This is a genomic window from Patulibacter brassicae (assembly GCF_033949425.1).
Taxonomy (GTDB): domain Bacteria; phylum Actinomycetota; class Thermoleophilia; order Solirubrobacterales; family Solirubrobacteraceae; genus Patulibacter; species Patulibacter brassicae.
On the sequence record NZ_JAXAVX010000001.1, the window covers coordinates 418,223 to 441,296 of the forward strand.

Annotated in this window: 19 protein-coding genes; 7 read left to right on the top strand and 12 right to left on the bottom strand. The window is 76.5% G+C overall.

The window, feature by feature from the left end; translation table 11 throughout:
- Positions 1-12: 12 nt before the first annotated feature.
- On the top strand, positions 13-918 hold the full coding sequence (locus tag SK069_RS02000; protein ID WP_319952504.1) for an alpha/beta hydrolase: 906 nt from the start codon (positions 13-15) through the stop codon (positions 916-918).
- Positions 919-961: 43 nt separating this feature from the next.
- Here the strand turns inward: SK069_RS02000 and SK069_RS02005 are convergent, their stop codons facing one another.
- Positions 962-1,639, bottom strand: coding sequence for a DUF4389 domain-containing protein (locus tag SK069_RS02005; RefSeq protein WP_319952505.1), 678 nt, complete (start codon positions 1,637-1,639; stop codon positions 962-964).
- Between the two features lie 144 nt (positions 1,640-1,783).
- Between SK069_RS02005 and SK069_RS02010 the strand changes: the two genes are divergently transcribed.
- Together SK069_RS02010 and SK069_RS02015 are read left to right on the top strand one after the other, a co-directional pair.
- The gene (locus SK069_RS02010; RefSeq protein WP_319952506.1) at positions 1,784-2,419 is read left to right on the top strand and encodes a hypothetical protein; all 636 of its coding nucleotides are present in this window, start codon (positions 1,784-1,786) and stop codon (positions 2,417-2,419) included.
- Positions 2,420-2,523: 104 nt separating this feature from the next.
- Positions 2,524-3,714 (top strand): phosphotransferase, encoded by a 1,191-nt coding sequence (locus SK069_RS02015; protein ID WP_319952507.1) that lies wholly within the window; start codon positions 2,524-2,526, stop codon positions 3,712-3,714.
- Between the two features lie 72 nt (positions 3,715-3,786).
- On the opposite strand, the gene SK069_RS02020 is transcribed toward SK069_RS02015, so the two are convergent.
- Together SK069_RS02020 and argB are read right to left on the bottom strand one after the other, a co-directional pair.
- The gene (locus SK069_RS02020; RefSeq protein ID WP_319952508.1) at positions 3,787-4,977 is read right to left on the bottom strand and encodes an aminotransferase class III-fold pyridoxal phosphate-dependent enzyme; all 1,191 of its coding nucleotides are present in this window, start codon (positions 4,975-4,977) and stop codon (positions 3,787-3,789) included.
- Between the two features lie 82 nt (positions 4,978-5,059).
- Positions 5,060-5,956, bottom strand: a complete 897-nt coding sequence (argB, locus tag SK069_RS02025) for an acetylglutamate kinase (RefSeq protein WP_319952509.1) — start codon at positions 5,954-5,956, stop codon at positions 5,060-5,062.
- Between the two features lie 229 nt (positions 5,957-6,185).
- Here argB and SK069_RS02030 point away from each other — a divergent pair, with 229 nt between their 5' ends.
- The 4 genes from SK069_RS02030 (at position 6,186) to SK069_RS02045 (ending at position 11,554) form a co-directional block, all read left to right on the top strand.
- On the top strand, positions 6,186-7,727 hold the full coding sequence (locus tag SK069_RS02030; protein ID WP_319952510.1) for a S8 family serine peptidase: 1,542 nt from the start codon (positions 6,186-6,188) through the stop codon (positions 7,725-7,727).
- Positions 7,727-9,421: a glycoside hydrolase family 9 protein gene (locus tag SK069_RS02035; protein ID WP_319952511.1), complete on the top strand. Its 1,695-nt coding sequence runs from the start codon at positions 7,727-7,729 to the stop codon at positions 9,419-9,421. The genes SK069_RS02030 and SK069_RS02035 overlap by 1 nt, the downstream gene beginning before the upstream one ends.
- 149 nt (positions 9,422-9,570) lie before the next feature.
- Positions 9,571-10,233, top strand: coding sequence for a response regulator transcription factor (locus tag SK069_RS02040; protein ID WP_319952512.1), 663 nt, complete (start codon positions 9,571-9,573; stop codon positions 10,231-10,233).
- Between the two features lie 34 nt (positions 10,234-10,267).
- Complete coding sequence (locus tag SK069_RS02045; RefSeq protein ID WP_319952513.1) at positions 10,268-11,554, top strand: sensor histidine kinase; 1,287 nt, start codon at positions 10,268-10,270, stop codon at positions 11,552-11,554.
- A 19-nt stretch (positions 11,555-11,573) separates the two neighbouring features.
- Here the strand turns inward: SK069_RS02045 and argJ are convergent, their stop codons facing one another.
- From argJ to SK069_RS02090, 9 genes are all read right to left on the bottom strand, one after another.
- The gene (gene argJ, locus SK069_RS02050) at positions 11,574-12,878 is read right to left on the bottom strand and encodes a bifunctional glutamate N-acetyltransferase/amino-acid acetyltransferase ArgJ (RefSeq protein WP_319952514.1); all 1,305 of its coding nucleotides are present in this window, start codon (positions 12,876-12,878) and stop codon (positions 11,574-11,576) included.
- A gap of 119 nt (positions 12,879-12,997) precedes the next feature.
- Positions 12,998-13,561: an OmpA family protein gene (locus tag SK069_RS02055; RefSeq protein ID WP_319952515.1), complete on the bottom strand. Its 564-nt coding sequence runs from the start codon at positions 13,559-13,561 to the stop codon at positions 12,998-13,000.
- Positions 13,558-14,175 (bottom strand): hypothetical protein, encoded by a 618-nt coding sequence (locus SK069_RS02060; RefSeq protein WP_319952516.1) that lies wholly within the window; start codon positions 14,173-14,175, stop codon positions 13,558-13,560. Before SK069_RS02060 ends, SK069_RS02055 begins: the two co-directional genes overlap by 4 nt.
- Before the next feature lie 192 nt (positions 14,176-14,367).
- Entirely contained in the window at positions 14,368-15,285 is a 918-nt protein-coding gene (locus SK069_RS02065) for an alpha/beta fold hydrolase (RefSeq protein ID WP_319952517.1), read from the bottom strand.
- 158 nt (positions 15,286-15,443) lie between these two features.
- Positions 15,444-17,354 carry an alpha/beta fold hydrolase gene (locus tag SK069_RS02070; protein WP_319952518.1) on the bottom strand — a complete coding sequence of 637 codons (1,911 nt, stop codon included), beginning with the start codon at positions 17,352-17,354 and terminating at the stop codon, positions 15,444-15,446.
- Between the two features lie 145 nt (positions 17,355-17,499).
- Positions 17,500-18,531, bottom strand: coding sequence for an N-acetyl-gamma-glutamyl-phosphate reductase (argC, locus tag SK069_RS02075; RefSeq protein WP_319952519.1), 1,032 nt, complete (start codon positions 18,529-18,531; stop codon positions 17,500-17,502).
- Positions 18,524-20,974: a phenylalanine--tRNA ligase subunit beta gene (gene pheT / locus SK069_RS02080; protein WP_319952520.1), complete on the bottom strand. Its 2,451-nt coding sequence runs from the start codon at positions 20,972-20,974 to the stop codon at positions 18,524-18,526. The genes argC and pheT overlap by 8 nt, the downstream gene beginning before the upstream one ends.
- 40 nt (positions 20,975-21,014) lie before the next feature.
- The gene (pheS, locus tag SK069_RS02085; RefSeq protein WP_319952521.1) at positions 21,015-22,145 is read right to left on the bottom strand and encodes a phenylalanine--tRNA ligase subunit alpha; all 1,131 of its coding nucleotides are present in this window, start codon (positions 22,143-22,145) and stop codon (positions 21,015-21,017) included.
- Positions 22,146-22,304: 159 nt separating this feature from the next.
- Positions 22,305-23,063, bottom strand: a complete 759-nt coding sequence (locus SK069_RS02090) for a TrmH family RNA methyltransferase (protein ID WP_319952522.1) — start codon at positions 23,061-23,063, stop codon at positions 22,305-22,307.
- Positions 23,064-23,074: the final 11 nt, after the last annotated feature.

The following is a 23,074-nucleotide window of genomic DNA, read 5'->3' on the forward strand; positions in this document are numbered from 1 at the left end:
TCATCCCCGCGCATGACCGACCCCGACGGTCTCTCCCCCCGCGCCCGGCGCCTGCGCCGCGCGGTCGCCGGCACCGCCCTGCTCCTCGGCCTGGCGACGGTCACCGCCGCCGTCGCGCGCGAGGTGCCCGACACGACGGTGCCGGAGGTCCGCGTGTCGCAGCGCGCCGCCGAGCGCACCACGATCGAGCGCTACCCCCTGCGCAGCGCCCTCGCGCAGCGCCGGCTCGTCCAGACGGTCGCCCGGCCGCCGGGCCCGACGACCGGCCGTCCGCTCCTCGTCTTCCTGCGCGGGAAGGGGATGGACCCGACGAAGATCGCCGGCGAGCCGATGCGCGCGGCGCTCACCGCGCTGGGCGACCGCGCGCCGCTGGTGCTGCTGCCCACCGACGACGGCGGCTCCTACTGGCACGACCGCCAGACCGGCCGCTGGGGGTCCTACGTGCTGCGGGAGGCGATCCCGGAGGCGATCCGCCGGTACGGCCTGGATCCCGACCGCGTGGCGATCGGGGGCATCTCGATGGGCGGGTTCGGCGCCTACTCGCTCGCCCGGCGCGCGCCGAAGCGGTTCTGCGCGATCGGCGGGCACTCCGCCGCGCTGTGGACGTCGCCGGGGGCCGCCGCGCCCGGCGCGTTCGACGACGCCGCCGACTTCAAGCGCAACGACCCGCTGCGCGCCGTCCGCGCCGGCCGGACGCGGTGGACGGTGCCGCTGTGGCTGGACGCGGGGACCGCGGACCCCTTCCGCGGAGCCCAGCAGGACTTCCGCGCCGCGCTCGTCGCGCGCGGCATGCAGGTCCGCGCCTACCGCTGGCGCGGCGGCCACGAGCCGGGCTACTGGAACCGGCACATGGCCGGGTACCTGCGCTTCTACGCCGGCGCGCTGGCGGACTGCGGTCGCGTCCGCGACGGGTCCTGAGGCCGGCGACGGGGCCGCGCGACGCTCGCGCGGCCCCGCGGGGTCAGCGGCCGAAGGGGTCGGTGCCGGTCGGGCCCGCGTCGGCCGGGGTCGCCTCGCCGAACGCCGAGGGCGCCACGGGTGCCGGCGGGGTGGCCGGGCCGTCGCCCGACGCGTCGAAGGAGGGGAACTTCTCGACGAGCAGCGCGCCGTAGGCGCCTGCGCGGACCTGGAACGACACGCAGAAGGCGATCGCGTTGTGGAGGCCCTCGGGCATCCGGCCGAGGAACAGCACCGCGAACCAGCCGAAGAAGACCGCGAACGCCAGGACGATGCTCAGGGCGTAGTTGATGATCGCCACCGCGATCAGCGGGATGATGCGGAGGAGCACCCAGAGCCGGTTGTAGGACTCCTGCGCCGGTCCGACCTGCAGCTCGACCGGGTACGCCTCGTCGGGGCTTCCGGAGAACGGCGGATAGCGGTCGCTGAGCAGGTAGAGGTACGCGAAGACGCGCGTGTTGTAGCGGGTGAAGCCGCTGACGAACCCGTAGAGGCCCGCTGGATAGCGCCCGGTGAAGAGCAGGGCGAACCAGGCGATGACGACCGCCACGCCGGCCACGATCGCCCAGAGGTACCAGAGGATGAGGTGCGGGATCGCGAGGAGGAACCGGAAGAACGCGGTCACGCGGCTGTGGGTGTCCGCGCGAGGCGCGGAGAACGAGAGCTCGCCGGGGGCGGGCATGGGCTGGGTCCCTTCGTGGAGTGGCTTGGACCCGGGTGCGCCGCAGCGGGCTCGGGCGGCGAGAGTCCTACGGGGCGGTGGGCGGTCGGGCAACAGCCTAGGCGTGTGGTGTACGCGGCCGCAACGGCCGGTACGGTCCCGAGCGTGGAGCCGGTCCCCGTCCAGCAGGCCCGCGCCCGGTACGCCGAGCTCATCGCCGCGCCCCGGGCGCTGCTGGAGCTCGAGGATCCGCAGGACCCGCGGACGGCGCTCGTCCCGGCGGCCTCGCTCGTCTTCGCGCTCGGCGCCTGGGAGTCGACCTGCGAGGAGCTGCTGCGGGCCGCCGCGGTCGCCGTCGTCGGCGCCGCGCGGCGTCCGGAGGACCTCCCCCGCGCGATCCGCGAGACCCTCGTCGAGGTGATCGGCGAGCCCGGCGAGCCGTGGGAGCACGTGCAGCGCCGGCTCGCGGGCGGCTGGCACCGGGCGGCGATCCGTCACCTCGGCCGCGCGCTCGAGGGCCGCTTCCGGCACTGGAACACGCCGAGCGGCGAGGGCGTCGACCGGCTGGCGATGCAGGTCGCGGGCATGGCGCCGATCTCGCCTCGGTGGCCCGAGGTCGACGGCCACCCCGGCGCCGACGTCCTCGCCGACGCGATCCGCCGACGCGGCGAGGCCGTCCACCTCGCCCGGGTGACGCTCGGCGCCGCGGACGTCGCGCCGGTGCTCGACCTGCTGGACGGGATCGTCGACGTCACGGCGACGACGGTGGCGCGCCGGATCGCGCACCTCCCCCCGGTGTGAGCCTGCGACGCAGCCCGCACGCGCGGGTTTGACGTCTGTCAGGACAGGCCATATGGTCATCCTGTCCAGTAGCGGCGATCCTCGCCGCGGGAGAGGAGAACGGGATGGGGTCGTCGCAGGTGCTGCTCACCGCCGCGCAGGTCGCCGCGCGCAGCTCGATCGAGCGGGTGCTGCCGTCGCGCCCGCGCACCGCGCAGGACGTGCCGCGCAGCGCGGCGGACCTGACGGACGAGTGGCTCACGGCGGTCCTCTGCCGCGACGTGCCCGGCGCGCGGGTCGTCGGGCACGAGATCCACGGCGGGTCGGACGGTACGAGCTCGCGGCGCGCCGTCACCGTCGCCTACGACGAGGCCGGGACGCGGGCCGGCCTGCCGACCGCGCTGTTCGCGAAGTCCGCGGCGAGCTTCCAGTCGCGGCTCTTCCTCGTCCTCAGCGGCGTCACGGAGAGCGAGACGATCTTCTACCGCGACATCCGGCCCGAGCTCGACCGGCTGCGCAGCCCGCGGGCGTTCCACGCCGCCTCCGACCGCCGGCGGTACCGCTCGATCGTGCTCATGGAGGACCTCGCGGTCGAGGGCTGGAGCTTCCCCGACCCGATGTCCGAGTCGCTCTCGCTCGCGGACGCCGAGGCGATGGTCGACCAGATGGCCTACTACCACGCCGCCTACTGGGGGGACCCGCGGCTGGAGCAGCGCTTCGGCCTGCCGACGACCGCGGCCTTCCAGGAGCGGCTGAACCAGATCGGGATCGAGAAGCGCGCCCTCGTCGGGATCGAGCGCGCGCGCGACCTCACGCCCGAGCGCCTCCGGCGCCGGGAGTCCGAGCTCCTGCCCGCGGTCATGCGCGCGCTCCGGCGCAACAGCGCCGGGACGCAGACGCTGCTGCACCAGGACGTCCACCAGGGCAACTGGATGCGCGACCCGTCCGGTCGGCTGGGCCTCTACGACTGGCAGGCCGTGGCCCGCGGCGAGTGGGCGCTCGACGTCTCCTACGCGCTCGCGGTGAACCTCACCGTCGAGGACCGGCGGGCGTGGGAGCGCGGCCTGCTCGAGCGGTACCTCGAGCGCCTCGGAGAGGAGGGCGTCGCGGACCCGCCGAGCTTCGACGGCGCGTGGCTGCGCTACCGCCAGCAGCCCTTCCACGTCGTCGTCTTCGCGCTGCTGACGATCGGCGCCGGGCGGCTCCAGCCCGACATGCAGCCGCGCGACTACATGCGCCGGTGCTGGCACCGGATCGCGACCTTCGTCGACGACCACGAGTCGCTCGACGCGCTCGACGAGCCCGACCGCGCCTGATCCCGGGCCCGCGCGCGGCGCCCGGACCGGGCGCCGCAGGTCGGCTCGTGCGCGAGCCGACCTGCGCCGCGGTCAGCCGGCGATGCCGGCCGCGATCCGCGCGACGCCCTCGTCGATCTCGGCGTCGCTGATCGTCAGCGGCGGCAGCAGGCGCAGGGCCGTCGGGCTCGGGGCGTTGAGCCAGACGCCCTGATCGACGATCAGCGAGGTCGCCAGCGCGGCGCTCGAGCCATGACGCTCCACGACGTCGGGCTCGAGCTCCGCGGCGAGCATCAGCCCGCGGCCGCGGACGCTCGCGACGCCGTCGATCGCCTCGAGGCCGGCGCGGAACCGCGCGCCCGCCGCATGCACCCGGTCGAGGAAGCCCTCGCCGGTGACGACGTCGAGCACGGCGTGCGCGGCCGCCGCGGCGACCGGCCCGCCCGCGAAGGTCGAGCCGTGGTCGCCGGGCTGGAAGGCGTCGTAGAGGTGCGGCCCGGTGACGAGCGCCCCGATCGGCAGGCCGTTGGCCAGCGCCTTGGCGACGGTCATCGCGTCCGGCACGACGTCGCCGGCCTGGTGGCTCCAGAGCGCACCGGTCCGGCCGACGCCCGTCTGGACCTCGTCGAGGATCAGCAGCGCGCCGTGCTCGTCGCACGCCGCGCGCGCGGCCCGCAGCAGCTCGGGGTCCAGTGGCAGGACGCCGCTCTCCCCCTGGATCGTCTCCAGCAGCACCGCCGCGGTCCCGTCGTGGATCGCGCCGGCGACCGCCTCGGCCGTGGCCGGGACGGCCCGGAACCCCGGCACCAGCGGCGCGAACGGCTCCTGCTTGGCCTCCTGCGGCGTCGCCGAGAGCGCGCCGTAGGTCCGGCCGTGGAAGCCCCGGTGGACGGTGAGGATCTCGCCGCCGCGCTTGTGCCGCCGCGCGAGCTTGATCGCCGCCTCGTTGGCCTCCGCGCCGGAGTTCGCGAAGAACACCCCGCCGCCGAGCGAGCTCGTCGCCAGGCGCTGGGCGAGGCGGACCGGGCCCTCGAGGTGCAGGAGGTTGCCGGTGTGCACGAGCACGTCGGCCTGGTCGCGGATCGCCTTCGTGACCGCCGGGTGGCAGTGCCCGAGCGACGTGACGCCGAGGCCGCACAGGAGGTCGAGCACGCGACGGCCGTCGACGGTCTCCAGCCACGAGCCGGCGCCGGCGCGGATCGCCACGGGCAGGCGGGCGTAGGTCGGCAGGACGTGGTCGTGCTCGATCGCCTCGAGCTGCTGCAGCGTCAGCGGGTCGGTCATGCGGGTCCTCGGTGGGCGGGCGGGTCGGGAACGGGGTCCGGCGCGGGGCGCCGGACGACGGCGGCGCGGCGGGACGTCGCCCTCAGCGCGCGGGGCGGATCTGGGTGCCGCAGCCCTCGTCGGTGAAGAGCTCCAGCAGCACCGAGTGGGGTCGTCGGCCGTCGACGATCGACGCCGCGCCGACCCCGGAGTGGACCGCGTCGACGCACGCCTGGAGCTTCGGGCGCATGCCGCCGGAGATGCCCGACAGCGCGTCCTCGACGTCGTCGGTGCCGGCCTGCACGATGAGGCTGTCCGGGTCGGCCGGGTCCCGCAGCCAGCCCGCGACGTCGGTGAGGAAGATCAGCCGCGTGGCGCCCAGGGCGCGGGCGACCGCGGCGGCCGCCTCGTCGGCGTTGACGTTGTGCGACTGGCCGTCCTCGTCGGAGCCGACCGACGCGATGACGGGGACGAAGTCCTCGGCGACGTGGTCGATCACCGCGGTGTCCACGCGGGTGACGCGTCCGACGAACCCGACGTCCTCGCCGCCGGGCGCCGTCGTCGTCTCGACCTTGAAGAGGTTGCCGTCGTCGCCCGAGAGGCCGACCGCGGCCTGCCCGTGGCGGCCGATCCGCACGACGATGTCCTTGTTCACCTTGCCGACGAGGACCATCTTCGCGACCTCGACCGTCTGGGCGTCGGAGACGCGCAGACCGCCGCGGAACTCGACCGGGAGGTTCAGCCGCTCCATGTAGCCGGTGATCTCGGGCCCGCCGCCGTGGACGACGACGACGTTCACGCCGACGTACTTCAGGAGCGCGACGTCGCGGGCGAACTCCTCGCGCAGGGCCGGGTCGTTCATCGCCGCGCCGCCGTACTTGATGACGACGGTGCGCTCCCGGAACTGCCGGATGTAGGGCAGCGCCTCCAGCAGGGTCCCGACGTCGCGCACCCCGGCTCCCGGCGGGGCGGTCGCGGGCGGATCGACGGGCTCGGACATCGGCGCGACACGTTACCGGCGGCCACCCCGGGCGCGCCCGACGGCCTCGTGCTCCCCACGGGGGTTGCACCCCTGACCGGATGGGGTCGGGCGCCGGTGAGCACCGCGTCCGCGCCGGGACCGTCGTGGGACCTCGACCGTGTCTCCCACGGACTCCCCGGACTCGTTCATGCTCCGTTCATGCACGGGCGACGAGGGTGCCCGCACACCCCGAACCCCGGAGCCCCCGATGTCCACCCGTCCCCATCCCGTCCGTCGCGTCACCGGCGTCCTGCTGACGCTCGCGGCGTGCGCCGCGGCTGCGCCCGCCGCGCAAGCCGCCGCGCCGACCGATCCCCAAGCCGGCGGTCAGGAGCCGCTGTCGATCCTCCGCGTGCCCCAGGCGCTGGACGCCGCCGGTCGACCCCTGCAGGACGTGCCGGTGCTCGTCGCCGACACCGGGCTGGACCTCGATCACCCCGACATCGCGCCGCGGCTGTTCGCCAACCCGCAGCCCGGCAACGCGCCCAACCCCGACGGTGTGCCACCCAAGGTGGTGCCGGCGGGCGCCCCCGGCTGGGACCTGCTCGGCTCGGCGGGGCCGGGCCAGCCGCTGGCGCCGGACGGCGACCCGAGCGATCCGTCCGGGGGCAGCGGCCACGGGACGCTCGTGGCCGGCATCCTCGGCGCGGCGTGGAACAACGGCGCCGGCGGCGCGGGCGTCGCGCCGAACGCGCGGTTCGTCGCGCTGCGCACCTGCTGGGACGACGATCAGTGCTACCAGTACATCCAGGCGTCGGCGATCGGGTGGGCGTCGACGCGCGGCGCCCGCGTGGCGAGCTTCAGCTGGCTGTCGGGCCCGCTGGAGAGCGAGCTGCGCGACGCGATCACGCAGCACGCGCAGACGCTCTTCGTGACGATCCCCTCCGGCAACGGCGGAGCCAGCGACGTCGACGGCGAGGATCCCCAGCCGTGCGGCCTCGACGCGCCGAACGTCCTCTGCGTCACGACCTCGGCGCCCGACGACGGCCTGGACTGCGGCGGCTACGGCGCCCGCGCCGTCGACGTCGCCGTGCCGACCCGCAACACCGTCACGACGACGAAGGACGGCGGCTTCACGACGACCGGCTGCGCGACGAGCTTCGCCGCCCCGACGGCCGCCGGCATCGCCACGATCCTCTTCGGGATCGACCCGACCGCCACGCCGGCCGACGTGAAGGCGGCGATCGTGGACAGCGCCCGGAAGGTCCCCGCCTGGAGCGGCAAGTCGGTCAGCGGCGGCGTCGCCGACGCCGAGGCGGCCGTCCGCCTCTTCCAGGAGCGGCGCGGCATCCCGGCCGGCACCGCGCCCGGCACCGGCACCACGCCGGGCGGCCCCACGACGCCGACGACCGGGACCGACCGCACGAAGCCGGTCCTGACCCTGCGTCGGCGCGGCGCCTCGCGGCGCGCTGTGCGGCTCTCGCTGCGCACGAGCGAGCCCGCGACGGTCCGCCTGACCATCGAGCGGCGCGGGACCGGCCGTCGGGTCGGCCGCACCTGCCGCGCGACGAGCGCCGCGAACCGCCGCCGGCCGCGCTGCACCCGCTGGAGCGTCCGGCGCAGCACCTCGGTCGCCCTGGCGGCCGGCAAGGCCGGCGTCGCTCCGGCGGCCGCGCGGACGGTCAGCCTGCCCCTCGTCGACGCGCGGCGTCGCGCGCTGCCGCGCGGCAGCTACCGCGTCGTCGCCCGGACGACCGACCGCGCCGGCAACGTCGGCACGGCGCGGCGCCTGACGCTGCGGGTCCGCTGATGCGCCGCTCGCGATCCGGCGGCGCGCGCCCCGGCGCGCCCGCCGTCCCGACGGTCGCGCTCGCGGCCGGGCTCGCGGCCCTGGTGGCCGTCCCGGCGGCGGCGCCGGCCGCGCCGCCCACGGCGATCCGCGTCGGCGGGCCCAGCGCGCCCGGCGAGGCGAAGGTCGCCCTCGTCGGCACGAACGCCCGCCGCGCCGGCCGGCGCTTCACCGTCGTCGACCGTCGCGGGCGCACCGTCCTGCGCGGGCGCCTGACCGCGGCGACCGGCTCGCCGAGCCCCTGGCGCCGCGTGCTGCGGGCGGACCTCTCGCCGGTCACGCGCCCGGGCGCGTACCGCGTCCGCGCCGCCGGCCGGACCTCCCGCGCATGGACGGTGCGCTCCCGCGCGTCCTCGGTGCCGATCCGGACGATCCTGCGGTTCTTCTCCGCCAACGCCGACGGGCGCGAGCCCTCCCCCGTCCACGGACCCGCCCACCTGCAGGACGCGGTCGTCGCCGACGGGCCGCTGGCCGGGCAGCGGGTCGACCTCACCGGCGGCTGGATGGACGCCGGCGACACGCTGAAGGTCACCCACACGACCGCCTACGCCACCGCCGCGCTGCTCGCGGCGGCGCGCCTGGACCCGGCCGACGCGACCGCCCTGCGCGCCGCCGCCGAGGTCGGGGTGCGCTGGCTCGTGAAGGCGCACCCGGCGCCGGGCGTCTTCATCGCCCAGGTCGGCGACGCGCGCGACCACGACCTCGGCTTCCGCGACCCCGCGGCGGACGACGCCTCCCCCGCGCCGGGGATCGGCGTCCGCGTCGCGTACCCCGGGATCGGGGGCGACCTCGGGGGCAAGGTCGCCCTGGCGCTCGCGCTCGCGGCCGAGACCCGCCCGGCCGGCCCCGAGCGCGACGCGCTCGTCACGGCGGCCCGCGACTGGTACGACGCCGGGAAGGCCGCCGGGCGGACCATGCCCCAGCTGCCCGACCCGGCCGGCGACTTCTACGTCGGCGACACCCAGGACGACGCCCTCGCGGCGGGCGCGGCGGCGCTGCACCGCGTCACGGGCGATCCGGCGCTGCTGCAAGACGCCGTCACCCACCTGGCTGCGTTCGAGCCCGACGGGCGGCTGAGCTGGAACGCGCTCGCGGGCCTGGCCGCGGCGGACCTCTGCGGGCGCCTCGGCGCGCCGGCCGCGGGCGACGCCGCGGCCCGCGATGCGGGATGCGGAGCGCTCGTCGCCCAGGGCCGCGCGGCGATCGCCCGCGCCGGCCGGAGCGCGTTCGCGACGCCCGGCGCGGTCGGCTGGGGCCAGACGGGCGAGAACGGCGGAGCCGGGACGCTCGCGACGCTCGCCGGGCGGGCCGGACTCGCGCGGGGTCTCGCGGTCGGCGCGGGGGCCCGCGACTGGCTGCTGGGGCGCAACCCCTGGGGCGCGAGCTTCGTCGCCGGGCTCGGTCCCTCGGCGCCGCGGGCGCTGCACCACTGGGCGTCGCTGCGCGGACCGGGACTGCCGGTCGGCGCGGTGGTCGGGGGCCCGGCATCGCGGGACGAGATCCTGCGACAGGGCTTCGGCGCGCCGCGACCGAGCCCGTTCAGCACGGCCGCCGCGACGTACGAGGACCGCGTCGAGGACTACGTGACCTCGGAGCCCGCGCTGGACTACGCGGCCTCCTCCGTCCTGCTGCTCGCCGCGCTGCAGGCGCGCTGACCCCGCCCCGAGCCGTGGTCTTCCACCTGCCGCGCGGCGGACGCCGGCGCGTCCCCGCTTTCGCTGCCGCTCCCGTGGGGGCGCCGGTCCCGGACCGCGCCGGGACCCGTGCCCTCGATCCGTCGTCGCGCCGGGGCTATCCTCGCGCCATGCGGATCCTCGTCGTCGAGGACGAGGGGGACCTCGCCACGGCCGTCGCGGAGCGCCTGCGGGTCGAGGGGCTCGGCGTCGACGTCGCGCCGACGCTCGCGGAGGCGCGCTTCCTCGCCGACCTCCACGAGTACGACGCGGTCGTGCTCGACCGCCGGCTGCCCGACGGCGAGGGGCTCGACCTCTGCGCGGAGTGGCGGGCGGCCGACCTGCGCACGCCGATCCTCATGCTCACGGCGATGGACCGGACCGACGACGTCGTCGCCGGGTTCACCGGTGGCGCCGACGACTACCTGACGAAGCCGTTCGCGACCGAGGAGCTCGTGGTGCGCGTCCACGCGCTGCTGCGTCGGCGCCCCACCCGCAGCCACGAGGTGATCGTCGCCGGCGACCTGCGGATCGAGCCGTCGCGGCGGCGCGTCCGGCGGGACGGCGTGATCGTGCCGCTGACGACGAAGGAGTTCGCGCTGCTCTCCTACCTCGCCGATCGCGTCGGCGAGGTCGTCGAGCGGTTCGACATCCTCGAGCACTGCTGGGACCACGCGTACGAGCCGGGCTCGAACATCATCGACGCGCACGTCGCCGCGCTGCGGCGCAAGCTCGGCGCCGGCGCGATCGAGACGGTGCGCGGCGCCGGCTACCGGCTGGTGGACGGCGGATGATCCGGACCGGCGGCCCGACCGCGGGACGGCGCCCGTGAGCAGCCTCGACCTGCGACGCCTCCGGCGGCGGCTCACGGCCTCCTACGCCGGCGTCTCGCTCGTCGTGCTCGTCGTGCTCTGCGCGATCGCGATCGTCCAGGTCGGCGACCGCCACCACGAGGAGCTCGACCGGCGCCTGGAGCGCACGGCGCTGGCGGCGTCGGGGTTCGCCTACCCCGAGGGCGACCCGAGCCGGCTCGTCGTCGACCGGCAGCCGGACGGGTACTTCGGACCGCAGCGGCGCCCCGGCTCGCCGGTGGTCGTCGTGGCGGCCGCGTCCGGACGCGTCGTCGCCGGCCCGCCCGGGGCGCTCGACGCGCCGCGCGCCCGCGACGCGCTCGCGCTCGTGCGCGACGGCCGGCTCCTGCGGGTCCGCGACGACGCGGTGAGCGGCGAGGCGGTGCGACTCGCATCGGCACCGGTGAACGGCAGCGACGGCGTCCTCGCGGCGATCGTCGCCGTCGAGCCGCTGGCGGCCACGCGCAGCGACATCCGCCGGGACGCGCTGCTCATCGCCCTGGCGACCCTGGGCCTGTGGCTGCTGACCGCGCTCGCCGGCTGGCTGCTCGCCGGGCGGGCGCTGCGCCCCGCGCGGCTCGGCGCGGCGCGCGAGGAGGCGTTCCTCGCCGACGCCGCGCACGAGCTGCGCACGCCGGTGGCGGTCATCCGCGCGCGCGCCGAGCAGGCGTTGCGCGAGCAGGGACCGGCGGGACCGGCGGCCGGCGCGCTCGAGGCGATCGAGCGCGCGGCCGAGCGGGCGTCGGGGACGATCGGCGACATGCTCGAGCTCGCGCGGCTCGACGCGCGACGCGGCCGCTTCGAGCGCGAGCCGCTGCGCCTGGACCTCCTGCTGGAGCAGCTCGTCGAGGAGCACGAGGAGCGGGCCACGGCGGCGGGCGCGACGATCGCGCTCGACGCGCCCGACCCGGTCGTCGTGCGGGCCGACGAGCGGCTCCTCGGACGCGCGATCGCGAACCTCCTGGAGAACGCGATCCGCTACGGCGCCGACGGCGGGCGGATCGCCGTGCGGCTGGCGGCCGGCGGCGAGGAGGCGACCGTCGAGGTCCGCGACCGGGGCCCCGGCGTGCCGCCCGCCCAGCACGCGGCGGTCTTCGACCGGTTCCACCGGGCCAGCGGCACGGCGGGCGGCTCGGGGCTCGGGCTGCCGATCGCGCGGCTCGTGGCCGAGGCGCACGACGGCGAGCTCGAGCTGCTGCCGCCGGACGAGGCCCGACCCGGGGCGTGCTTCCGGCTGCGGATCCCGCGCGAGCCCGCGGCCTGACCCGGCGCGGCGGCGCCGCTCAGGTCGTGTACTCGGCGTTCAGCGTGACGTACTCGTGGCCGAGGTCGGAGAAGTAGACCTCGGTCTCGTTGGCGAACTGCGCCGGGCGCCCGGCGTCGTCGGTGGCGCTGCCGAGCGTCACCTCGTAGTCGACCTCACGGCCCTGCACGAGGACCTCGAGCGCGGGACGGTCGAAGACGACCTCCTGACCGTCCCGGCAGACCTCGACCCCCGCGATCCGCACCCCCACCGGCGTCAGGCGCGGGCCCGGCAGCACGGCACCGACCGCCTGCACGATCCGACCCCAGTTCGGGTCGCCGCCGTACAGCGCCGTCTTGACCAGCGGCGAGTTGCCGATCTGCCGCGCGACGCGCTCGCAGGCGGGACCGTCGGGCCCCTTCACCACGACGCGCCCGATCCGTCGCGCCCCCTCGCCGTCGGCGACGATGAGCAGCGCGAGCTGGCGCAGGAGCGCGTCGAGCGCGAGGCCGAAGCGCTGCTCGTCCTCGCTCTCGGGGACGACGCGCACGCCGCTGGCCCCCGAGGCGATGAGGACGGCGGTGTCGCTCGTGGAGAGCTGCCCGTCGACGGTGATGCGGTCGAAGCTGCGCTTCACGGTGACGCCGAGCAGGAGGTCCGCGGTGCGGGGATCGAGCGCCGCGTCGGTGGCGATGAAGCAGAGCATCGTCGCGAAGCTCGGCTGGATCATCCCGGCGCCCTTCGCCACCGCGTAGAGCGTCACCTCGCCGCCGGAGAGCGCGACGCGCACGGTCGCGGTCTTCGGGAAGAGGTCGGTCGTCTCGATGCCCTGCCGGAAGTCGTCGTCCCCGTCGGCGGCCAGGACGCCCGCCGCGGCGGCGATCCCCCGCGGCACGACGTCCATCGGCAGCGGCACGCCGATGACGCCGGTGGCGGCGACCGCGACGCGGTCCTCGTCGACGCCGGTCGCCTCCGCGGCGGCCGAGCGGACCTGCCGCGCGACCGCGAACCCGTCGCGCCCCGTGCCGGCGTTCGCGTTGCCGCTCGTCACGACGACCGTCCGCAGCGCCTCCAACCGCGACGTCTCGCGCGTGACGAGCACCGGCGGGGCGGCCGTGCCCGACCGCGTGAAGCGCGCCGCGCTCACGGCGTCCGGCGCGTCGCAGGTGAGCAGCGCGACATCGTGGTTGCCCGACGGCTTGATGCCGGCGTGGACCCCGGCGGCGCGGAAGCCGAGCGGGAGCCCGCGGTCCGCCACGTCGACGATCGACTCCGGCACGTCCACCCAGCGAGAGCGGAAGAACGGCAGCGGCTCGTCGGGGGTCGCGTCCGGGTCGGTCGTCATCGGCGGCGAGTCTACGGCGGAGGATCGCCGCGCGGCCGGCGCGGACCGCGCCGCCGACTCGCCGTCCAGTGGCCGCGTGCACGCGCACCGCCCACGCGAGACACGACCGGCGGTCCGGATCAGCCGGCCGCGAGCCGCAGCTCCACGCGGCGGTTCCTCGCTCGGCCCGCCGGGTCGTCGTCGCCGGTCGCGGTCCGTTCCTCGGCCACGGGCTCCGCCTCGCCCGCCCCACGGATCACGACGTCGATCTGCGCTGGCAGCACCTCGCGGACCGCCCGGGCGACCGCAGCCGCCCGGCGCCGGGAGAGCGCGAGGTTGTACGTGGCGCTGCCGCGACCGTCGGTGTGGCCGACGATCCGCAGCGTCCCGGTGGTCCGTCCTCCGAGCACCCGGTGCGCGAAGCGCCGCAGGGCGGTGCCGCGGCCGGGCGTGATCGTCGAGCGGCCGAAGTCGAACAGGACGTCCGTCCCCAGCGCGACCGCATCGCCCTCCGGCCGCGGGAGCGGCTGGATCGGAGCCACCACGCGCTCGACCGGTGCCCGGACCGGCTCGATCGAGCCGGCGCCCTCGTCGGCCGTCGGCCACGCAACGCTCGCCGCAGGCAGGGTCAGCGACCCGAGCGCGCCCGCGAGAAGCAGCCGCGCGACGGGGCACCGCCACGAGCGGCCCTCCCGGCGGGTCATCGACGCGTCACCGGGATCTCGCGGAACACGGGCCAGTGCCCGATCTGGACGTCCATCCGCTCGACCGAGGCCGGGGGCGCGGCGAACTGCCAGCTCAGCTCGATCGGCGTCCCGCCCGGCGAGCCCGTGGCGAGCCGGCGCGACCGCAGCACCTCTCCGTCGGCATCGGTGAGCGGGAGGTGCCGTCGCAGGTGGTCGACATCGAGGAGCTCCGCCTCCCCGCGGTCCTGCGGCATGCCGGGATCGAGCTCGAAGAGCGTCGGCTGACCACCGAGCGAGGACTGTCGCGAGTCCCAGCGGTCGAGGATCACCGCAGCGCGCAGCGTGACGACGCGGCCGCGGGCTGCGAGCGACCGGACGACCAGCCGCGCGGAGGCGCGCGTCCCGGCCGGCGCCCGGTCCGGTGCCAGGACGCCGACCCGACGCTCGGCGAGGACCTGTCGGTCCTCCGCGACCGTCGCCGCGCGCGTCGCCGCCGCTCGTGGGTCGCCCTCGACGGCGACCGCGCGCGCCGCTCCCGCCTCCCGGGGTGCGTCCGCGCCGCACGCGCTGAGCGCCAGCGCGACGCCGAGCATCGCGCCGGAGAGGATCGTCGGACGGCGTCGGGAGAGCACGACCCCGACGCTAGGCGGGCCCCGCTGGTGCGTGAGCGGCGTGTTGCGCCGATCGCGTGTCGAGACGGTGTCGAATCTGCGCGGGATGGCCGTCGCGCATCGCCTCAGGGACGCCGAGCTCCGATCCCGCACGAATCGTGCGGGCCGCTCAGGGTGCCGCAGGGGGCGCTGGCCAGCGCCCGGCGGAGCGCCTCACCCGGTCGTGGCGGCCGGCACTGCGGCGACGAACCGCTCGACGTGCGCCACGAGCGCGTCCGGCTGCTCCTCCGGCACCCAGTGGCCCGCGCCCTCGATCGTCTCGACCGCGACGTTCGCGGGGCCGAGCGCCTGCGACACGAGCTTCGGCGTCAGCACGCCGTCGCGGGTGCCGGGCAGGAAGAGCAGCGGCACGTCGGTCACCGGCGCCTGGTAGCGGCCGCGCAGGCCGGCCGGCGCCTCCGCAAGGAGGAAGCGGCGGTACATCGCCGCACCCGCGCGAGCGCGCGCCGGGTCGCGGTAGCGCTCGAGGTAGACCTGCTGCTCCTCCTCCGGCCACGCCTTGGACCGGTCGTGGCTCCCGAGGCGGTAGACGGTGCGCAGGAAGCGCTGGCCCCGCAGGCGGTGCGCGAGGGGCCCGATCGGACCGCCCGCCACGAGCTGATAGCCGAAGCGCCGCAGCTCGCGCACCGGGACGGTCGTCCACGGGGCGAGGATCGCCGTGGCCACGACGCCCGCCACGCTGCCGGGGGCGCGCCCGGCGACGAGCAGCGACACCCAGGCGCCCCAGTCGTGCCCGACGAGCACCGGGCGCTCGAGGCCCAGGACGTCGAGCAGCGCGATGACGTCGTCGGCGAGCGTCCGCTTGTCGTACGCGTCGCCGCCCGGCGCCGGCACGTCGCTCCACCCGTGCCCGCGCAGGTCGACCGCCACGACGTGGTGCCGTTCCGCCAGGAGCGGGATGACCTTGCGCCAGCACCACCAGTGCTGCGGCCAGCCGTGGATCAGGACGAGCGTCGGTCCGTCGCCGGCGTGCGCGGCGCCCGCCTCGGCGACGTGCAGCCGCAGGCCGCTCGGCAGGCGCTCCCAGCGGTGGGTGACGCCGGGCAGGTCGGGCGGGGCGACGGCGGACATGCGCAGAGCCTAGCGGCCGGGGATCCCTTCCCTACGTCTCCGTAGGAACGTCCTGCGCGGCCCGCGGGCACCAGCGCCCGGGACGCCGCGCCCGGCGTGCCGGTCGCGCTCGCCCGGGCCGGGCCGCGCGGCGGCCATCCGCTCGGCGTGGCGCGCCGTCAGCGCCGGACGACGACCCGCGTCGGGCGTCGCGTCCCGCTGGAGACGGTCACGCTCATCGTCGTGCTCGCCCGGCGCGCGAGCGCCCGACGGGCCGCGACCGTCGGCTTCAGCCGCAGGCGCCAGCTCGTGGCCCGGGCCGTGCGGCCCGTCGCGATCGTCCGCGAGCGCAGGCCGAGACGGCGCGCGGTCGCCGCCGACACGCGCAGCCGCACGCGGACGCGCCGCGCGGACGGCGCGGTGCCGCGCATCAGCACGCCGCTGCGGGCGAACGCGCGCAGCCCGATCCGGGTCCGGCCGCCCGAGCGCGGGCGCACGGGCGACGTGCGGCCGGGCGCGGCGGGCGTCGCGGGCGTGCCGGTCAGCGCCGGGTCGCCGGGCGTGCCGGCGACGTCGCCGACGGGCAGGCGCAGCGACACCTGGCGCAGGTCGACGCTGCCGGCGCTCGTGGTCAGGCCGTAGACGTTCGAGCCGTCGATGATCTGCAGCCGGTAGCGGCTGCCCGGCGTGACGTGCATCGCCACGGCCTCGAGCGGCCGCTCGACCTCGCGCTCCTTGCCGTCCAGCGTCACGGGGATCGGCGTGACCTGGTTGCCCACGACGAGGTTGCGGCGCTCGTCGACGAGCTGCGCGTAGAGGTGCGTGCCGGGCGTCGTCGCCGTGCCGCGGTAGCGCAGGCGGACCACCGGCTCGCCGACGACCTCCTTCGTCGACGCCTGGGCCGGCACCCGGACCTCGACCGCCCCGGCCGGGGCGGGCAGCGCCGCCACGAGCAGCCCACCGAGCGTCGAGAGCGGCGTGACGGCGAGGCGACCCGAGCCGCTGGCGGTGATCTCCCCCGCCTCGCGCAGCGGGAAGTCGGCCGCCGACCGCAGCGCGCCGTCGTCGGCGGTCCACTCGAACCCGGGGCCGATCGGGGCGTCGCGGTCGTCCTTGAGCCAGCGGTCCATCCAGGCGAGGACGCGCTGGACCATGACCTTCTCGGCGCCGTTGCCGGTGCGGCAGATCCCGTGACCGCCGCAGAACCAGATGACCTTCGCCGGGGTGCCCGCCTGGCGCAGCAGCCGGCGCATCTCCAGCGACTGGCTCGGCGTGAAGAGCGTGTCGGCGGTGCCCTGGAGGATCAGCGCGGGCGCGCGGACGTTCGCGATGCCGTCGCCGGTCGAACGCGCGGCGAGATAGTCGTTGAGCGCGCCGTCGCTGCGCCCCGTCACCGCACCCTGGATCGCGAGCTGCAGCAGCTCGCCGGGCATCGCGCCGAGCTCCGGGCCCTGGGGCGCGAAGACGCCGAGCGCCAGGCCCGTGACCTCGCCGAGCCCCACGAGCGGCAGGCCCCAGCCGAGCTTCAGCCGCCCGTCGCGGCCGAGCGCCTGCACGAGCGACGTCCAGGAGATCGCCGGGACGAGCGCGTCGACGCGACGGTCGCGCGAGGCGAGCGCCCACTGGATCCCGCCGCCGTAGGAGGCGCCGTGCATGCCGACGCGCGGGTCGCCCGGCGCGTCGAGCTGCGCCTCGGGCCGGCGGGCGACCTCGTCGACGATCGCCGCCGCGTCGCGACCGTCGACCTGCGGCGAGTCGAGGTCGATCTCGCCACCGGAGCGCCCGAAGCCGCGCGAGTCGTAGGTGATCGTGTTGTAGCCGCGGGCCCGGAACCGCCCGGCGGCGATCTGCCCGAGCGCCGTCTCGAAGGCGTCCGCCTGGATCTCGGTCGTCTCGCGCGTCGCGCCGAAGCCGTGCGTCAGGACGATCGTCGGCGCCCGCTCGCCGGGCTTCAGCCCCTGCGCGGGCAGGAACTCCGCGTCGAGCTTCGTGCCGTCGAACGACGTGACGGTGACCTGCTCGGCCGCGGCCGGCGCGGCCGCGAGCAGACAGGCGGCGGCCGCAGCCGCCCCGACCCAGGAGCTCCTCATGCCCGCAGGATACCGTCGGTAGGAACCCGTGGACCCGTCGGCTTCGAGACGCCCTCCGACCGGTCGCGACGTGCGTCGAACGACCGCGTCCGCGGGCGCTTCCTCTCCACCTGGCAGTGGCGGTGAGCCAGCCCCCGTTCGCCCCCTAGCCGTCCAGGCCCTCGGTCTCCGGACGGCCGTAGGCGAGGTTCAGCGACTGGATCGCCTGGGAGGACGTGCCCTTCCAGAGGTTGTCGATCGCGCCGAAGGCGAGGATCCGACCCGAGAGCGGGTCGACGTGCGTGCGGATCCGCGCGACGTTCGTGCCCTGGACGTCGCGCATGCCGGGCTCCGCCGCGGTGAGCTCGACGAACGGCTCCTCGCCGTAGGCCTCGCGGAAGAGGTCGGCGACCTCGTCGGCGGAGACCTCGCGCGGGGGACGGACGTAGCAGGACACGAGCTCGCCCTGATCGACCGGGACGAGGTGCGGGACGAAGACCGGCTGGACCGCGGCGTCCATGCCCTGGCCGGCGAGCTCCTGGCGGATCTCCGGCTGATGGCGGTGCCCGGCCACGCCGTAGGCGTGGGCGTTCTCCGAGACGTCGACGTAGTGCGTGGAGCGCTGGAGCTTGCGTCCGGCACCCGAGACGCCCGTCTTCGCGTCGATCACGACGTCGCCGACGAGTCCGGCGCGGGCCAGCGGCGCCACGGTGAGGATCGCGGCGGTCGGGAAGCACCCGGGTCCCGCGACGAGCCGCCCGTCCTCGGCGACGCCGCGCAGGGCGTCGCGATGGACCTCCGGAAGCCCGTACACGGCGGTCCCGAAGAGGTCGGGCGCGACGTGCACGTCGCCGTACCAGTGGCGGTACGTCGCCGGATCCCGGAGCCGGAAATCGGCGGAGAGATCGAGGACGAGCAGCCCGCGCTCGTGGAGCGCCGCGACGGCCTCGCTCGACGCCCCGTGCGGATAGCCCACGATCGCCGCGTCGTGCTCGGCGGCGATCGCGTCGAGGTCCGGCTCGACCATCGTCGCGTCGACGCGATGGTGCGGGTAGAGCTCGCGCAGGGCCATGCCGGCCTCCGCGCGAGCGGTGATCGCGCCGAGCCGGAACCACGGGTGGCGATGCAGCAGCCGCGCGGCGAGCGCGCCGGCGAACCCGGACGCGCCGAGGACGGCGATCTTCGGTCCCTCAGCCACGGAGCGTCCCTCCGACCTCGGTCTCCAGCGCGGCGACGATCGCGGCGCGGACGCCGCCGATCTCCTCGTCGGTGAGCGTGCGGTCGGCGGCCCGCAGCCGCACGCGCAGCGCGAGCGAGACGTGACCGTCCTCGATGCCCGTGCCGCGGTAGGCGTCGAAGACGGCGACCTCCTCGGCGAGCGGGCCCGCGGCCGCGCGGGCGACGTCCACCACGCGGGCGGCGGTGACGGCGTCGGCCACCACGACCGCGAGGTCGAAGCGCGCGTCGGGGAACGGCCCGACGTCGTGGAACGGGACGTCGTCCGGCACCGCCGGGAGGACCTGGTCGAGGTCGATCATGAAGACCGCCGCGCGCGGCAGGTCCCAGCGGTCGGTCACGCGGGGATGGACCTCGCCGAGCAGGCCGACCGTCGCGTCGCCGACCCGCACCGCGGCCGCGCGGCCGGGGTGCAGGAACGCGATCTGGTCGGTCGCCTCGACGCCGAACGGCACGTGCAGGGCCCCGAGGACCGCCTCGAGCAGGCCCTTCGCGGCGAAGACGTCGTCCTGCACGAGCGCGGCGAGCGCCAGGTGCTCGAAGGGCATGTCCGGCCGCCGGGGATCCGGCTGGTCGCGGAACACGGTGCCCGTCTCGAAGATCCGCACGTCCTGGACGCCGCGGCTGCGGTTGTGGCGCGCGACGTCCAGCAGCGACACGAGGATCGTCGGCCGGAGGACCGCCTGGTCCTCGCTCAGCGGGTTCGCGAGGCGGACGGCGGCGGCCCGGGGGTCGTCCTCGGCGAGACCGAGCCGGCCCGCGGCGCCGGCGTCGGTGAACGACCAGCCCGCCACCTCCTGCAGGCCGCGCCCGACGAGCGCGTCCTCGGCCCGGCGGCGCGCACGCTGGGCCGGCGTGAGCCGCGCGGCGGTCAGCCGGCGGCGCGTGGGGAGCGTCGGCTCGAGGTCGGCGACGACGCCGATCCGGGCGATCTCCTCGATCAGGTCGATCTCGCGGGTGACGTCCGCGCGGCGCTCCGGGGGCACGCGCACGTGCCGCCGACCCTCGCCGGCCTCCTCGACCGCGAACCCGAGCGAGGTCAGCAGCGCGGCTTGCCGCTCGCCCGGCACCGCCGTGCCGAGCAGCTCCGTCACGCGCTCGTCGCGCAGGACGATGGGGTCGGGCGCCGCAGCGGTCCGCCAGCGGCCCTCGTCGATCGTGCCACCCACGCGGCGCGCGCCCGCGAGCTCGACGAGCAGCCGCGTCGCGAGCACCTGGGCCCAGGCGGCCTGCTCCGGCGCGAGGCCCTTCGCGAAGCGCGTCGCGGCCTCGCTGAAGAGCCCGAGCCGCTGTGCGGTGCGGTGGACGGTGGGCCCGTCCCACGCGGCGACCTCCAGCAGCACGCGCGTCGTGCCGTCGTGGACCTCGGACCGCGCGCCACCCATGACCGCGGCCAGCGACGTGGGGCCGTCGGCGTCGTCGATGACGAGCTCGCCGGCCCGCAACGCGCGGGTCTGGTCGTCGAGCGTGTCGATCGTCTCGCCATCGGCCGCCTCGCGCACCACGAGCGTCCCGCCGGCGATCCGGTCGGCGTCGAAGGCGTGCAGGGGCTGGCCGGTCACGAGCATCACGTAGTTCGTGACGTCGACGACGTTGTTGATGGCGCGCTGACCGGCGGCGGCCAGGCGGGCCTGGAGCCAGAGCGGCGAGGGTCCGACGACGACGTCGGCGAAGAGGCGCGCGGTGAAGCGCGGGCAGCGGTCCGTGCGGACGTCGACGGAGAAGCCCTCGATCGTGCCGCCCGCCGGGTCCGGATCGCCGGCCTCCTCCCCCGCGCCGTCCGGCGAGCCCGCGCGCGTCCAGGGCGCGGGGCGCAGCGTCGCGCCGGCGGCCGCGGAGACCTCCCGGGCGATCCCGTAGATCCCGAGGCAGTCGGGGCGGTTCGGCGTGATCTCGAACTCGAGGACGTCGTCGGCATGCGGCAGGACGTCGGAGAGCGGCGTGCCGGGGGCGATCGCCGCCGCGTCGGGCAGCGCCTCGGCGAGCGAGAGGATGCCGGCGTGGTCGTCGCCGAGGCCGAGCTCGCGGGCGGAGCAGATCATCCCCTCGGAGCGCTGGCCCCGGAGCTTCGCCTTCTTGATCTTCAGGCCGTCCGGCATGACGGTGCCCACGAGCGCGACCGGGACGACCTGCCCGGCGGCGACGTTCGGGGCGCCGCAGACGATCTGCAGCGGCGCCTCCGCGCGCGGCCCGACGTCGACGGTGGTGACGTTCAGGCGGTCGGCGTCGGGGTGCTTCTCGCAGGTCAGCACGCGACCGACCACGACGCTGTCGGGCGTCTGCACGCCGTGGTGGTGCAGCCGGTCGAGCTCGGTGCCGGTGAGGTTCAGCAGGCGCGCGACCTCCGCCGGATCCAGCCCGGCGAGGTCGACGTGCTCGCCGAGCCAGTGGAACGGGACCTTCATGCGACGACCTCGACGACGGGACGGACCGGGGCGACGGCGCTCATGCCCACTGCTCCAGGACGCGCAGGTCGTTCTCGTAGAGCAGCCGCAGGTCGGGCACGCCGTGGCGCAGCATCGCGATCCGCTCGATCCCCATCCCGAACGCGAACCCCTGGACCCGCTCGGGATCGTAGGCGTCGTCGCCGCGGGTCTCGTTGACGGCGCGCAGGACGTTCGGGTCCACGAGGCCGGAGCCGAGGATCTCGATCCAGCCGGTGCCCTTGCAGAGGCCGCAGCGCGGGTGGCCGGGCTGGTCGGCGCGGATGCCGCTGCCGCCGCAGGCGAAGCACGAGACGTCGACCTCGACGCTCGGCTCGGTGAACGGGAAGAAGTGCGGCCGCAGGCGGATCTCCCGCTCGTCGCCGAAGATCGCGCGGGCGAAGCTCAGCAGCACGCCCTTGAGGTCGGCCAGGGTGATGTCGACGTCGACCCACAGGCCCTCGACCTGGTGGAACTGCGGCGTGTGGGTGGCGTCGGAGTCCGGGCGGTAGACGCGACCGGGCACGATCACCGCGACGGGCGGGTCCTGCCGCTCCATCGTGCGGATCTGCATCGGCGAGGTGTGCGTGCGCAGCAGGCGGGCGCTGCCGCCGTCCTCGGCGTCCGGATCGCCCGGCCGCTCGACGGCCGGCAGGCGCGTGGACGGCGCGAGGTAGAAGGTGTCCGCCCGGTCGCGCGCCGGGTGGTTGGAGGCGTGGTTCAGCGCGTCGAAGTTGTAGTGGACGGTCTCCGTCTCCGGCCCCTCGACGACGTCGAAGCCGAGGCCGAGGAAGACGTCCTCGATCTCCCGCCGGACGCGGGTGATGAGGTGCAGCCCGCCGACGGGCTCGGGTCGACCGGGCAAGGTGACGTCGACGCGATCGGCGACGAGCCGGGCGTCGAGCTCGGCGTCGGCGAGGGTCGCGATCCGCTCGTCGATCAGCGCCTGCAGCGCCTGGCGTGCCTGGTTGGCGGCCTTGCCGACGGCCCCGCGCTCCTGCGGCGGCAGGTCGCTGACCCCGCGCAGGAGGTTCGGGAGCTCCGCCTTGCGGCCGAGGAGCCGCACGCGCAGCGCCTCGAGCTCCTCCGTGGTGGTGGCCGATGCGACGTCCGCCTCGCCGGCGGTCCGCAGCTCGTCGATCCGGTCGAGCATCGCCCTCGATCGTATGTGACCTTCGGTCGCGGTCGCCGCCCGCCGGGAGCGCGCGGCCGGTTCGATCCTGGTCGACCGGGCGCGGGGAGCGCCCGCGCCCCGCGGCGCCGCGCAGGTCGTGCGCGACGAGCGCCCCGCGGGCCGCCGGCGTCCCGGCGCTCAGGTCCGCGCGAGCTCGTAGAGCGCCGCGGTCGCGGCCATCGCCGCGTTCAGCGACTCGGCGCCCGCGATCGGCAGGTGCGCGCGGACGTCGCAGGCGGCGGCGACGTCCTCCGGCAGCCCCTCGCGCTCGCTGCCGACGAGCAGGCTCACGCCCTCGCCGTCGGCGAGCCGGGGCGCGAGCCAGTCCGCGTCCGCGCGGAGGACCTCGCCGTGGCGCAGCACGAGCGCGACGGTCAGGCCGGGCAGCTCGGCCGGGGTGCTCGCGCGGGCCACGGGCAGCGCGAAGAGCGAGCCCATGCTCGCGCGGACCGCCTTCGGCCCGAACGGGTCGGCGCTGTCGGGCCCCAGCGACAGGGACGAGGCGCCGAGCGCGTGCGCGGCGCGCAGCGCCGTCCCGACGTTGCCGGGATCGCGGACGCCGTGCAGGTGCAGGCAGCGCGGTCCCGCGGGTGTCTCGGCCCACCGCTGGGCGAAGACGCCGAGCACGCGGGTGCCCGAGCCCAGCGACGAGACGGGCCCCAGGAGCGCCGGCGCCACGGCCGTCGCCGGGGCGACGTCGACGCCGCGCGCGGCGACGGCCGCCTGGTCGCCCTCGGCGACGAGGAGCTCCTCCGCCGCCCACCCGGCCGCCTGGGCCGCCGCGACGAGGTCCTCCCCCTCGGCGACGAACAGGCCGCTGCGCGTCCGCTCGCGACGACGCTCGAGGAGCGCGCGGACCTGCTTCAGGCGCGGGTTCTGGGCGGAGGTGATCGACACGGGCCGGTGGG